This is a genomic window from Brevibacillus sp. NSP2.1, from assembly GCF_000470975.2.
Classification (GTDB): Bacteria; Bacillota; Bacilli; order Brevibacillales; family Brevibacillaceae; genus Brevibacillus; species Brevibacillus agri.
The window spans coordinates 2956119-2968828 of the sequence record NZ_CP048274.1 but is presented as its reverse complement, the minus strand read 5'-3'; the positions used below and the strand labels follow the sequence as shown (position 1 = coordinate 2968828).

Sequence of the window (12710 nt, the reverse complement as noted above, 5' to 3'; positions counted from 1 at the left end):
AAACAGATGCTGCACATTTCCAATTTGAGCAAATCGTACAAAACAGCCAAAGGCATTGTGCCTGTTTTGCAAAACGTCAATCTGCACATCCAAAAAGGAGACATTTTCGGGATCATCGGCTTTTCCGGGGCGGGCAAATCGACTTTGATCCGCTGCCTGAACCGGCTGGAAGAGCCGGACGCGGGCACGATCGAGATCGGCGGCAAGGTGATTACCGATTTGCCGGAAAAAGAGCTGCGCCGGGCCCGGCAAAAAATCGGGATGATTTTTCAGCAGTTCAATCTGCTCGACGCGCGGACGGTGTTCCAAAACGTCGCTTTTCCGCTGGAGGTAGCCGGGCATCCGAAGCCGTACATCCGCAACCGCGTCCGCGAAATACTGGATCTCGTGCAGCTAGGCGACAAGGAAAACGTCTATCCGTTCCAACTGAGCGGCGGACAAAAGCAGCGCGTCGGAATTGCCCGGGCGCTGGTTAACCAGCCTGATCTGCTGTTGAGCGACGAAGCGACTTCTGCGCTCGACCCGCAGACGACTTACGCCATTTTGGAGCTGCTGCGCGAGATCAACCGCCAGCTCAACCTGACGATTGTGCTCATCACGCACGAGCTGGACGTGCTGCAGCACGTGTGCAACAACATGGCCGTGATTGAAAACGGGCGAATTGTCGAAACCGGTACGGTGGAGAAGTTTTTCCTCAACCCGGAGAGCGACACGGCCAGACGGTTTGTCCACATTATCGATCATTACCGCGATAAGCGAAATGTCATGGAAGGAGTCGGAGCAGGGATATGAACAGCGATCTGATTGACTTGCTCTGGGAAGGGCTCCTGGAGACGCTCTACATGGTGTTCTGGTCGTCCCTGTTCGCGCTCGCCATGGGGATTGTCCTCGGCGTCACGCTCGTCGTCACGGAAAAAGGCGGCATTCTCGAAGCACCAAAGCTGCACAAAACGATCGGCACGATCATCAACAGCGTCCGGTCCCTTCCTTTGATTATTTTGATCGTGCTGCTTTTGCCTTTGTCGCGCCTGATCGTCGGCACGACGCTGGGGCCGACCGCTGCCATCGTCTCGCTTTCGATTGGCGCCGCGCCGTTTTTGGGCCGGATCATCGAAAGCGCGCTGAAGGAAGTCAGCGCCGGGAAGATCGAAGCGGCCAAATCGGTCGGGGCCACGCCGTTTACGATCATTTTTCGCGTGCTGATCCCCGAGGCGATGCCCGCTTTGGTGCGCGGGATTACGATCGGAATTATCGGGATTACCGAGTTTACCGCTGTAGCGGGGGCGATTGGCGCGGGCGGACTCGGCAGCCTGGCGATTCGCTTCGGCTACCAGCGCTTTCGCGAGGACGTCCTGATCGCCACCGTCCTAATCATTATAGTTTTGGTTCAACTGATTCAATGGTCAGGCGATTTCCTCGTCAAGTCGATCAACAAAAAGCGTTACAAGTTTGAGTAAGATCCAACTTTAAAAACAGAGGAACCAGGGGAGTGGAAACGATGGGAAAGAAAAAAGGTCTAGGCGTCATTTTTAGCGTATTGGTGGCATTCAGCATGCTTGTGGCAGGTTGCGGCTCAAGCGGCTCTGGCAGCCAGTCGTCCGGCTCCGGGGCACAAGCGCCGGCGACGAACACAGCGTCGACACAGGCCAGTGGCGGACAGGCGGCGGAACCGCCAAAAGAAGTGACGCTCAAAGTGGGCGCGGCCCCTGTCCCGCATGCGGAAATATTGGAATTTATCAAGCCGAAGCTCAAGGAGCAGGGCGTGAATCTGGAGGTCGTCGTCCTCGATGACGAAGGGCAGTTGAACCCGGCTTTGCACGACAAGCAGATCGACGCGAACTTTTTCCAGCACGTGCCTTACCTCGATTCGGTGAAAACCGAGAAAGGCTACGATTTCGCCGTCACGACAAAAGTGCACGTCGAGCCGATCGGCTTTTACTCCGACAAGCTCAAATCGAAGGACGAACTCAAGGAAGGCGACAAGATCGGGATTCCGAACAACCCTTCCAATGAATACCGCGCTCTGATCTTGCTGCAGGAGCAAGGCTTAATCAAGCTGCGCGACGGCCTGACAACCTACGAGGCTACGCCGAAAGATATCGCGGAAAACCCGAAAAAGCTGGAGTTTGTAGAAGCGGAAGCCGCAACCTTGCCGCGGGCGCTGCCTGATCTCGCGGGCGCCGTCATCAACACAAACGTCGTGCTGGAAGCGAAAATCGATCCGAACAGCGCCCTGTTCCGCGAAGGCGCCAACTCTCCTTACGCCAACGTGATTACCGTCCGCAAAGGCGACGAGAACCGCGAAGAGATCAAAAAGCTGGATGCGGCCCTCACTTCACCGGAGGTCAAAAAGTTTATTGAAGACAAATACGGTGTCGCGGTTGTCCCTGCTTTTTAAGCCGGAAAAAGGGAGGAGAAGCCGACGATGAAGGCGAAGCAGCAGAGAGACATTTGCATTCGCGATGCGAATAGCCAGGACCGCGAGCGGATCAAACAGCATCTGCTCGATGCTTACCAGCAGTATGAGCAGCATTTGTCGGTGGACAGATGGACGCGGTACAAGGAGGAAATCGCAGAATCGGCAGAAGGACGCCAGACGATTGCGTTTCTCGTCGCGGACTGGGGCGGGGAAATCGTCGGCAGCGTCCAGTTGTTCGCTTCGTCCCAGGCGGCTTACGACCGTCCGGAGCTGGAAATTCACTCGCCGATCATCCGCTTTTTGGCCGTATCGCCGCAAGCGCGGGGCAACGGGATCGCTGCCCGGCTGATCGGAGAGGCTGTCCGCCGTTCGCGCGAGCTGGGAGCAGCCACGCTGCACCTGCACACGACAGACATGATGGAGGCGGCGGTGAAGCTGTACGAGCGGCTTGGCTTTGCCCGCGCGGCCGACAAAGACTTTTTCAACGGCGAGACGCACGTCAAAAGCTACTGGCTGCGGCTGGACGAGGCGCGCGTGAGCTGACGGCAGCTTTGCGAGTTTGGCGGTTCAGCGAGGCCAGGCAGGGGCTTTATCTGCGGCCCGGCAGCAGGTGACGTAGCGACCGTGGGCCTGTAAATGGGAAAATCATGCGAAAGCTACACCAAAGCCATAAAAAACGTGAAACCAACAAAAAAGTCACGATACACCATATTAAAACACAAAAAAACAACATAAACGGATGATAATTCACGGCAATCCACAAGAAAAAAGCCCTGATGACAACCGATCATCAGGGCTTTTCCCCGTGCCAAAACGCACGACTTTTCGTCATCTGTACCTGCATGACTCACTCCCCGCAGCAAGCGTTTTTCGGGAAAGCCGTTTAGCAAAAAAGCGGTCGCACCACTGTGGCGACTCTTTCTGTGGCGACTCTTCCTGCGGCGCTCTTCCTCTCGATACGACTAGCTGTACTTGCTCAATACGTCGAAAAACTCCTTCAAAAAATGGTAAAACAGCTTTTCGGAAGGCGGCAGCTCCCGGTTGTTCGGAATGATGATGCCGACGGTTCGCTGCACGAGCGGCTCGCTGATCGGGACTTTCACCGTTTCGCGCGGCACATTGTCGGTCAAGGTCAGCTCTGGCAGCAACGTGACGCCCAGACCGGCGGCGACGAGTCCCTTAATCGCGTCGATGTCCTCGCCCTCGAAGGCGGTTTTGGGCGCGAAGCCCATTTGCGCACAGGCGTTCACGGCGATATTGCGCAGGATGAACCCCGGGGGAAACAAGACAAACGTATCGTCCTGCAGTTGGTTCAGCCGCAAGCTTGGCTGCTTGGCCAGCGGGTGCTTCGCGGGCAGCAGCGCGACGATGTTCTCGGCGAAAAAAATATGGCTGCGCACGTTTTTTTCCTGGGTCGGAACCGGGCCGAGAAAGGCGAGGTCGATTTCTCCGTTAATCACGGAGTCGATCAGCCCCTGGTAAGAGCCTTGCCGAAGCTGGAAGCCGATGTCCGGGTACCGCGCGCGAAAGCCGGAGATGACAGTCGGCAGAGGATTCGCGGCCAGACTGCTCGTAAACCCGACGCGAATCGTCCCGCGCTCCGGATCGAGAAACTCGTCAATTTTTTGCTTCGCCTTTTCAATCTCGTTGACGGCCATTTCCACGTGCTGCAAGAAAATTCGGCCTACTGCCGTCAGCTTGACGTTGCGGCCTTCGCGGATGAACAGGGAGACGCCAAGCTCTGCCTCCAGGTTGGCGATTTGCCGACTCAGGGCGGATTGGGCAACATGCAGGTTGTGCGAGGCTTCCGTGAAGTGCTCGCGCTTGGCCACTTCAATGAAGTATTGAATCTGTCGTAGCTCCATGAATACCCCCCATTCCCAATTGATCTCGTTTTGAGATTAATATTGAGTAAATTATATATTGTTTGTATCGTTTCACTCAATCTAAAATTGAGTTAACAGAGAGAGCAAAGGGAGTGGAGATAAATGACGAGAACCGGAATGCCTGCGAAGCAAGGACTATACGACCCGATGTTCGAGCACGACGCTTGTGGAATCGGTTTTATTGCGAATTTGAAAGCAAAAGCAACGCACGATATGGTGAAAAACGGACTGAAAATTCTTTGCCAGCTCGAGCACCGCGGCGGGCAAGGCAGCGACCCCGAGACGGGTGACGGAGCGGGAATCTTGACGCAAATCCCGCATGCCTTTTTCAAAAAGGCCTGTAAGGAGCTGAACATTCAACTGCCAGCGCCAGGCAAGTACGGTGTCGGCATGTTGTTTCTGCCGATGGAGGAGAGCCTGCGCAATGAGTACGAGGCGAAGCTGGCCGCGATTATCGAAGCGGAAGGGCAGAAGCTGCTCGGCTGGAGAACCGTCCCTGTCGATGCGACGAAGATCGGCAAAACCGCGGCAGCAAGTCAGCCTTTTATCCGCCAAGTATTCATCGGGGCGAGCGCACATGTAGCGGACCAGATGGCCTTCGAGCGGAAGCTGTACGTCATCCGCAAGCAGATGGAGCACGCAGCAGGCGCTGACTTCTACGCCGCCTCCATGTCTTCGCGCACAATCGTTTACAAAGGCTTGCTCACGCCAGGCCAGGTGGATGCTTTTTACCTGGATTTGCAAGATAATTCTTACACTTCTACTTTTTCCGTCGTGCACTCGCGCTTCAGCACGAACACGTTCCCGACGTGGGAGAGAGCGCATCCGAACCGCTATTTGATTCACAACGGCGAAATCAACACCTTGCAGGGCAACGTGAACTGGATGCGGGCGCGCGAAAAAATGTTTGAATCCAAGCTGTTCGGCGCGGATTTGCAAAAAGTCGTTCCTGTCATTGATATGCAAGGCAGCGACTCGGCTATCCTCGACAACTGTGTGGAATTTTTCTCGCTGGCGGGCAGATCGCTGCCGCACGTCGCGATGATGATGATTCCCGAGCCGTGGGATCAGGATGAGCAGATCGACGCGAACAAAAAAGCGTTTTACGAATACCACAGTTGCCTGATGGAGCCATGGGATGGCCCGACGGCGATTTCCTTTACCGACGGCCGTCAGATCGGGGCGATTCTCGACCGCAACGGATTGCGTCCGGCCCGCTACTACGTGACGACGGACGATACGATCATTTTCTCATCGGAAGTAGGCGTTTTGGAAGTACCGGAAGAAAAAATTGTGCAAAAAGGCCGCCTCAGCCCGGGCCGCATGCTGCTGGTCGACCTGGAGGAAGGCCGAATCGTCTCCGATGAAGAGATCAAGCAAAAAATCGCCAGCGAGCAGCCGTACCGCGAGTGGGTGAAAAACAACCTGCACGCGCTGGAGCAGCTTCCACAGGCAGGCGCTGCCGAGGAGCTTGACGGAAAAGCGCTGCTGGCGCGGCAAAAGGCGTTTGGATACACGCAGGAAGAGCTGGACAAAGTGCTGGTGCCGATGGTCGCCGAGCAAAAAGACCCGATCGGCTCCATGGGTGTCGATACGCCGCTCGCCGTCCTGTCGGATCGTCCGCAGCTTTTGTACAACTACTTCAAGCAATCGTTCGCACAGGTGACGAACCCGCCCATCGACTCGCTGCGGGAGGCTTGCGTGACCTCGACGCACACGGTGCTTGGCGCGGAAGGAAACTTGCTGGAGCCTGCAGCGAGCCATTGCCGCCGCATCCGCTTGACCAATCCGCTGCTCGCAAACAAGGAGCTGGCCCAGTTGCGCGCCAATCCGTACCAGGAGTTCAGGGCGAAAACGCTGCCGATCCTGTTTGCCGCAGACGGGGGAGAAGCCGCGCTGGAGCAGGCGTTGGAGCAGTTGTTTGCCGCAGCCGATGAAGCGATTGCCGCAGGCTACACGCTGTTGATCCTGTCTGACCGCGGCATCGGCGAGAAGCTGGCAGCGATTCCGGCCTTGCTTGCCACGAGCGGCCTGCATCATCATCTGGTGCGCTCCGGTACGCGGACAAAAGCCAGCTTGATCGTCGAGTCGGGCGAGCCGCGCGACGTCCACCAGTTTGCCATGCTGATCGGCTACGGGGCAGACGCTGTCAATCCTTATGTCGCCATTGCCTCTGTGCTCGACCTGATCGCATCCGGCAAGCTGAAAGACATCGCGGCCGAAGACGCGATCGAAGCCTATTTGCAAACCGCAATCGAAGGCGTCGTCAAGGTCATGTCCAAAATGGGCATTTCGACCGTCCAAAGCTATCGCGGGGCACAAATTTTTGAAGCGGTCGGGATTCACGCCGACGTCATTGACCGCTACTTTACCCGCACGCCATCGCAAATTTCCGGAATTTCGCTGGACGTGATCGCGCAAGAGACGCTGATTCGCCACGCGCAAGCTTTTTCGCCGGAACATTCCGAAGAAAAGCTCGATCCAGGCAGCGACTTCCAGTTCCGCCGCGACGGCGAGTACCACCTGTTCCAGCCAAAAACCGTTCACGCTTTGCAAAAAGCTTGCCGGGAAGGCAGCTACGAGCAGTACAAAATTTACGCGGAAATGGCAGGGGAGCAACCGTTTTCCGCCCTGCGCCATCTGCTCGACTTCAAGTCGGACCGCAAGCCGATCCCGCTCAGCGAAGTCGAATCGGTCGACTCCATCGTCCACCGCTTCAAAACGGGAGCGATGTCCTACGGCTCGCTCAGCAAGGAAGCGCATGAGACGCTGGCAATCGCCATGAACCGTCTGGGAGCTAAAAGCAACAGCGGCGAGGGCGGAGAAGATCCGGCCCGCTACACGACAGATGAAAACGGCGATTTGCGCCGCAGCGCGATCAAGCAGGTTGCATCCGGGCGCTTCGGCGTATCCAGCCACTATCTGGTCAATGCATCCGAAATCCAGATCAAAATGGCGCAAGGGGCAAAGCCGGGAGAAGGCGGACAGCTTCCAGGCAGCAAGGTGTACCCGTGGATTGCCGAAGTGCGCGGCTCTACGCCAGGCGTGGGCCTGATTTCTCCGCCGCCGCACCACGACATTTACTCCATCGAGGACTTGGCCCAGTTGATTTTTGACCTGAAAAATGCGAATCCGCGGGCGCGCATCAGCGTGAAGCTCGTCTCCAAGGCAGGGGTCGGAACGATTGCGGCAGGCGTCGCCAAAGGGCTGGCGGACGTGATCGTGGTCAGCGGCCACGACGGCGGTACGGGCGCTTCGCCGAAGTCGAGCATCAAGCATGCGGGGCTGCCGTGGGAATTGGGGCTTGCGGAGACGCATCAGACGCTTTTGCTCAATCAACTGCGCGACCGCGTCGTGCTGGAGACTGACGGCAAGCTGATGACCGGACGCGACGTAGTCATTGCCGCTCTGCTCGGCGCAGAGGAATTTGGCTTCGCCACCGCGCCGCTCGTCTCCATCGGTTGCGTCATGGCGCGTGTCTGCCATCTCGATACGTGCCCGGTAGGGGTCGCGACGCAAAATCCGGAGCTGCGCAAACGATTCAAAGGCGACCCGCAGCACGCGGTTAACTTCATGCGCCTCGTGGCTCGCGAAGTGCGCGAGATCATGGCTCAGCTCGGCTTCCGCTCGCTGGAGGCGATGATCGGCCAAAGCCAGGTGCTGACCGTGAGCGAACGGGCAAAAGCGCACTGGAAAGCAAAGCATATTGATCTGTCCGCGCTTTTGTACCAGCCGGCGGTATCCGCAGAGGTCGGCAAATACCATCAGCGCAATCAGGACCACAAGCTGGAAGAGACGCTGGACCGTCAAATGTTGCTCGCCTTGTGCAAGCCAGCGCTGGAGAAGCAAAAGCAAATCCAGGCGAGACTGCCGATCAGCAACACGAATCGCGTAGTCGGAACGATTCTTGGCAGCGAAGTGACGAGAAGATACGGCGTCCACGGCCTGCCGGAAGACACGATTCGCCTGGAGTTTTACGGTTCCGCCGGACAAAGCTTTGGCGCGTTTGTTCCACGCGGCATTACTTTGCAGCTTGCGGGCGACGCGAATGACTACGTCGGCAAAGGGCTGTCCGGCGGGAAAATCATCGTAGCACCGGCGAAAAAGAGCACCTTCTCGCCAGAGCGTAACATGATTATCGGAAACGTCGCGTTTTACGGCGCGACCTCCGGCGAAGCGTACATCAACGGGCTTGCGGGTGAGCGCTTCTGCGTCCGGAACAGCGGAGTCACCGCCGTCGTCGAAGGAGTGGGCGACCACGGCTGCGAGTACATGACAGGAGGACGCGTCGTCGTGCTCGGTCAGGTGGGCAAAAACTTTGCGGCCGGGATGTCAGGCGGTACGGCCTATGTGCTGGCAGAGGACCATGAGACGTTTGCCGCCCGTTGCAATCAGGAAATGGTGCTTCTGGAGAAGCTGACCGATCAGCGGGAGATTGCCGAAGTCAAGCGGCTGCTGGAAAACCACGCCGCCTACACAGGCAGTCCTCGGGCCCAAGCCTTGCTCGCTTCGTGGCCGCAGACGATCGCCAAGTTCGTCAAAGTCATTCCAAAAGACTACAAGCAAATCATCTCGACGATGGAGGAGCTGGAAAAGTCCGGCATGAAGCGCCAGGAAGCGATTTTGGCAGCGTTCGAACTGAACCAGAAGAAGAGCGCAGACAAGAAGGCCCCAAAGAAAAAGGTGCCTGAGCAGATCGGAGTATCGGTAGGCAACTAAAGAAGCAGGACGGCAACTCGTGCAGCGGGTTGCCGTTTTTTTTACACATACCAATGGATAAGCTGCTTATCCAGTATCGTGCAGCATAGCGAAACTTCGGGCAGGGAGAAAGCAGGCGCTGTGCTTTTTGGGTACGGACGAAGGCATTTGCCTATTTACTGGCTTGAGGCAACCGAGTTTTCTGAGCAATCGAGAATGTTGTTTCCGTGGCGAGTTGTGGGGATCAAGGCGGATTGTTAGCTTGAAAAACGGTTGATCGTAGCGGTAGTGGTGGGAGGAAACAGGAGAAAGCGCTACAGGTACTTGGGCCTCTAGCGGGGGAGCGAAGACTGTCCGCCTCCGGGGAAAAAGGAAAACCGCGTCAAAAGTAGAGGATTCAAAAGAAGGAGGTTCAGGTTGACGCTTAAAGGCGTGTTTTCCTTTTTCCCCGGAGGCTGGGTAGGAGTCCCAAAGACCTTCGCTGGCTTTCTCCTGTTTCCTCTACGAGCTGTGTCTGTCGTTCGGGGGTGGTTTTTGTGTGTAGGTCAGGAAGCAAGGTGTCCAAGACAAAAAGAATCTCAAAAGCAGTTTTTGTATTGTCAAGCGGGTAGCGTTCATTGCTCGCCAGAAGAAAGGTCCGCGAGAATGCCGACCCCCGTTCTTTAATTGTAAAGTTTTTTGTCCTGTCTTTTCTTTCCACCTCCGACCATCCCCCTTGGCCCCTGACGAGGAAAGAGACGAAATCCGCGAAAGCTCTTTGGGCTCCCAACCGAGGCGGAGGGGAAAAAGCGAAACACGTTTTCAGCGTCCAACTCTGAGAAGCTCCCTGAATCGACCACTTTTGGACGCGGTTTCGCTTTTTTCCCGGAGCCGGGCAGTGATACCCCCAGCAGGGAGCCCAAGAAGCTACAGCGATTTCGTCTCTTTCCTCGCCACACCAAAAGCGCCGATGAAGGGGCTTTTAAAAAACAATCAACCCCAAGCCCCATCTGACTCATCCTGCCACGAACACCGCATTTCTTCTTTCACTTTCAAAAAAACGCTATTCAGCAGCTTGGCAGACGAAAAAGGCTCATTCCCCTCGGAGCGCCGAGGGAAAACCGGCCTTTTTCTGTCGTTTCAACTGCCAGACGGTTCTGTCCACTCATCCCGCAGCAAGGAGAAAATCAGCAAGTCCACAAACTGACCGTTCGACTTTTCATACTGGCGCAGCAAGCCTTCTTCCACGAAGCGCAATTTGCTTAGCACACGGATCGAGCCGCGATTGTCAGGCTCGACCTTGGCCTCCACCCGGTTTAGCCCAAGCTCTGAAAAGCCGTAGCCGATGACGGCGCGGACGGCTTCCGTGGCGTAGCCTTTTCCCCAGTAGGGAGAGCCGAGATCGTAGCCAATTTCTGTCCGGCCGTGCTCGAAATCAAACGAATTGAAGCCACAGGAGCCGACCATCTCTCCCGACTCCTGCAAGACGATCGACCAGCGGATTGCCTGATCCTCCGCACACAGCTTGTTGATGAGAAAAATCATGTCCTCCGCCTGCTTGATGCGGGTCATGGACTCGATGTTCATATGCTTCGATACGTTTGGATCAGACCAGAAGGAAAACAAGGCGGGAGCGTCAGCAGGCTGCATCGGCCGCAGCAGCAAGCGCTCCGTGGTGATGGTGTTGATCTGCATAAACGAAGCCTCCAGGTAACTCAAGTTTGCTTGCACCTGATTTGTCTGTAGCCTACGACAACAAGGAAAAGGGAGCGTTGCCAAGCCAATAAAAATCCAGGCTGGTCAACAGGATGCCCCATAGCATGAGGGCAGAACCAATCGCGAGCGCCAAACAAGCGAGCAGCTTCCACATTCCATAAACCGAGCGTTTTCGTAAGCTGATCCGGCTCCATAACACCATCCACAGCCCGACGAATGTCTCGACGTGCTGCAAGACAGGGGAGGCGACCAGCACGAGCAAACCAGTGAGCGAGCCTAACAACAACAGCTTTGCAGTGTGAGTCATTTTCGAGTCCTTTCCCGTTTTCTCTCGCATGGAAGACGCAAACCCTTTTTGCAATCAGGCTCTTGTTCGCAAAAAAGGCTGCTATAGATATAGCTTGAAACGGATTGGCAAAGTAACGATAGTCCTTTATGGAAGAACGCTTGTTGCCGTGAATGCATGCCAACATCGCATGGGGACGATGCCGATCGACTCACAGGCTTTTCGGAACACAACACTCTTTACGAAAAGAGCATACAATAAAGCAGGCCGAATGGAAAGGATATACAGATTTTTATCAATCATCAAACGAGATGGCTGTCTGTTCAAAAAAAGGACATCCCGCCCACGCATGGTGGATGGAATGTCCTGTTCTTTTGCCAATCGGTGCAAGCCGGTTAGATCACCAGGCTAAGCCCCATGATTAAAATGATCGCGACGACTGACAAAATCGTCTCCATCACGGTCCACGATTTCAGTGTATCTTGCACCGTCATGTTGAAGTATTCCTTAATCAGCCAGAAGCCGGAGTCGTTTACGTGCGACAGGATCAGGGAGCCTGCGCCTGTTGCCAGTACCAACAGCTCAGGGCTTGTCCCCGGCACTTGCAGGGCGATTGGACCGACGATGCCGGCTGCGGTCATCATGGAGACGGTCGCAGAGCCGGTCGCGACGCGAATCAACGCTGCGATCAGCCAGCCGAGGAAAATCGGGGAGATCGCGGACGCTTTGGCCAGCTCGGCGATGTAGTCGCCAACGCCACTGTTCAACAGCACTTTGTTGAACGCGCCGCCCGCACCGATCACGAGCAGGATGGTTGCCGTAGGAGCGAGGCAGTCGTTCGTAAATTTGAGAATGTCGTCTTTGGAAAAGCCGCGGTTGTAGCCGAGCGTCCAGAACGAAATGATAACAGCGATCAACAGCGAAGTGACCGGGCTGCCGATGAAGTCAGCCCATTGGCGCAGCATGTCTTCCTTCGGCAAGGTCACGTCTGCAACCGTTGCCATCAGCATCAACAGAACAGGCAGGAGAACGGTAAAGACCGTAATGCCGAAGCCCGGCAGTTCGCGCTCGTCCTTTGGCTCTGCCAATTGCGAAGCGAGATCAGGCGAGATGCTCGTTTTGACGCGTTTGCCAATCCAACTGCCGTAGAGCGGTCCGGCAATGATCGCGGAAGGCAGCGCGACGATGATCGAGAGCAGGATCGTTTTGCCGACATCGGCCTGGAACAGATCAACGGCCGCCATCGCCGCTGGGTGCGGCGGCACAATGCCGTGTACGATGGACAAGCCTGCGACGAGCGGAATCCCGATTTTCAACAGCGAGACGCCTGTCTGTCTGGCGATTGTGAAGACGAGCGGAATCAACAGAACAAAACCTACCTGGAAAAAGACCGGAATCCCGACGATAAAGGCGACGAACATCATTGCCCAGTGTACATTTTTTTCGCCAAACAGGTTAATCAGCGTGCGGGCGATGCGTTCGGCTCCGCCTGATTCTGCCATCATTTTTCCGAGCATGGTGCCCAGCGCAAGGACGATGGCGATGAATCCGAGCGTTCCGCCCATCCCGTCCTTGATCGAGTCGACGACCTTGACGAGCGGCATGCCGGACGCGATTCCGACAAATCCGGCGGCGAGCAGCAGGGCGACAAACGGATTCACCTTGAAACGCGTAATGAGAATGAGGAGGAAAATAATGGATAGTAACGTAATGAGAAGTGGCATGA

9 protein-coding genes are annotated in these 12710 nt (G+C 56.1%); 5 read left to right on the top strand and 4 right to left on the bottom strand.

The window, feature by feature from the left end; genetic code table 11:
• The first annotated feature begins 6 nt into the window (after window positions 1-6).
• The 4 genes from M655_RS14305 to M655_RS14290 are packed head-to-tail and all read left to right on the top strand — an operon-like array spanning window position 7 to window position 2962.
• Window positions 7-792 carry a methionine ABC transporter ATP-binding protein gene (locus M655_RS14305; RefSeq protein WP_025846656.1) on the top strand — a complete coding sequence of 262 codons (786 nt, stop codon included), beginning with the start codon at window positions 7-9 and terminating at the stop codon, window positions 790-792.
• Complete coding sequence (locus M655_RS14300) at window positions 789-1457, top strand: methionine ABC transporter permease (RefSeq protein WP_007784756.1); 669 nt, start codon at window positions 789-791, stop codon at window positions 1455-1457. Before M655_RS14305 ends, M655_RS14300 begins: the two co-directional genes overlap by 4 nt.
• 41 nt (window positions 1458-1498) lie before the next feature.
• Window positions 1499-2398, top strand: a complete 900-nt coding sequence (locus M655_RS14295) for a MetQ/NlpA family ABC transporter substrate-binding protein (RefSeq protein WP_005831196.1) — start codon at window positions 1499-1501, stop codon at window positions 2396-2398.
• Between the two features lie 27 nt (window positions 2399-2425).
• Window positions 2426-2962, top strand: a complete 537-nt coding sequence (locus tag M655_RS14290) for a GNAT family N-acetyltransferase (RefSeq protein WP_005831194.1) — start codon at window positions 2426-2428, stop codon at window positions 2960-2962.
• Window positions 2963-3381: 419 nt separating this feature from the next.
• Here the strand turns inward: M655_RS14290 and gltC are convergent, their stop codons facing one another.
• Complete coding sequence (gltC, locus tag M655_RS14285) at window positions 3382-4284, bottom strand: glutamate biosynthesis transcriptional regulator GltC (RefSeq protein WP_005831191.1); 903 nt, start codon at window positions 4282-4284, stop codon at window positions 3382-3384.
• Between the two features lie 123 nt (window positions 4285-4407).
• On the opposite strand from gltC, the gene gltB reads away from it, so the two are divergent.
• A complete protein-coding gene (gltB, locus tag M655_RS14280) occupies window positions 4408-9024 on the top strand; it encodes a glutamate synthase large subunit (protein ID WP_026557157.1) in 4617 nt (1538 codons plus the stop codon).
• A gap of 1098 nt (window positions 9025-10122) precedes the next feature.
• On the opposite strand, the gene M655_RS14275 is transcribed toward gltB, so the two are convergent.
• The 3 genes from M655_RS14275 to M655_RS14265 all read right to left on the bottom strand — a co-directional run bounded on the left by M655_RS14275 (window position 10123) and on the right by M655_RS14265 (window position 12708).
• On the bottom strand, window positions 10123-10677 hold the full coding sequence (locus tag M655_RS14275; protein WP_035422697.1) for a GNAT family N-acetyltransferase: 555 nt from the start codon (window positions 10675-10677) through the stop codon (window positions 10123-10125).
• Window positions 10678-10729: 52 nt separating this feature from the next.
• Window positions 10730-11005, bottom strand: coding sequence for a hypothetical protein (locus M655_RS14270; RefSeq protein WP_007786514.1), 276 nt, complete (start codon window positions 11003-11005; stop codon window positions 10730-10732).
• A gap of 374 nt (window positions 11006-11379) precedes the next feature.
• The gene (locus tag M655_RS14265) at window positions 11380-12708 is read right to left on the bottom strand and encodes a GntP family permease (RefSeq protein WP_026557160.1); all 1329 of its coding nucleotides are present in this window, start codon (window positions 12706-12708) and stop codon (window positions 11380-11382) included.
• Between the last annotated feature and the right edge of the window lie 2 nt (window positions 12709-12710).

What these genes read in the sequence shown, in the direction of transcription:
- M655_RS14305 (WP_025846656.1), top strand. Translation starts at nt 7, where the DNA reads ATGCTGCACATTTCCAATTTGAGCAAATCGTACAAAACAGCCAAAGGC.
- M655_RS14300 (WP_007784756.1), top strand. Translation starts at nt 789, where the DNA reads ATGAACAGCGATCTGATTGACTTGCTCTGGGAAGGGCTCCTGGAGACG.
- M655_RS14295 (WP_005831196.1), top strand. Translation starts at nt 1,499, where the DNA reads ATGGGAAAGAAAAAAGGTCTAGGCGTCATTTTTAGCGTATTGGTGGCA.
- M655_RS14290 (WP_005831194.1), top strand. Translation starts at nt 2,426, where the DNA reads ATGAAGGCGAAGCAGCAGAGAGACATTTGCATTCGCGATGCGAATAGC.
- gltC (WP_005831191.1), bottom strand. Translation starts at nt 4,284, where the DNA reads ATGGAGCTACGACAGATTCAATACTTCATTGAAGTGGCCAAGCGCGAG.
- gltB (WP_026557157.1), top strand. Translation starts at nt 4,408, where the DNA reads ATGACGAGAACCGGAATGCCTGCGAAGCAAGGACTATACGACCCGATG.
- M655_RS14275 (WP_035422697.1), bottom strand. Translation starts at nt 10,677, where the DNA reads ATGCAGATCAACACCATCACCACGGAGCGCTTGCTGCTGCGGCCGATG.
- M655_RS14270 (WP_007786514.1), bottom strand. Translation starts at nt 11,005, where the DNA reads ATGACTCACACTGCAAAGCTGTTGTTGTTAGGCTCGCTCACTGGTTTG.
- M655_RS14265 (WP_026557160.1), bottom strand. Translation starts at nt 12,708, where the DNA reads ATGCCACTTCTCATTACGTTACTATCCATTATTTTCCTCCTCATTCTC.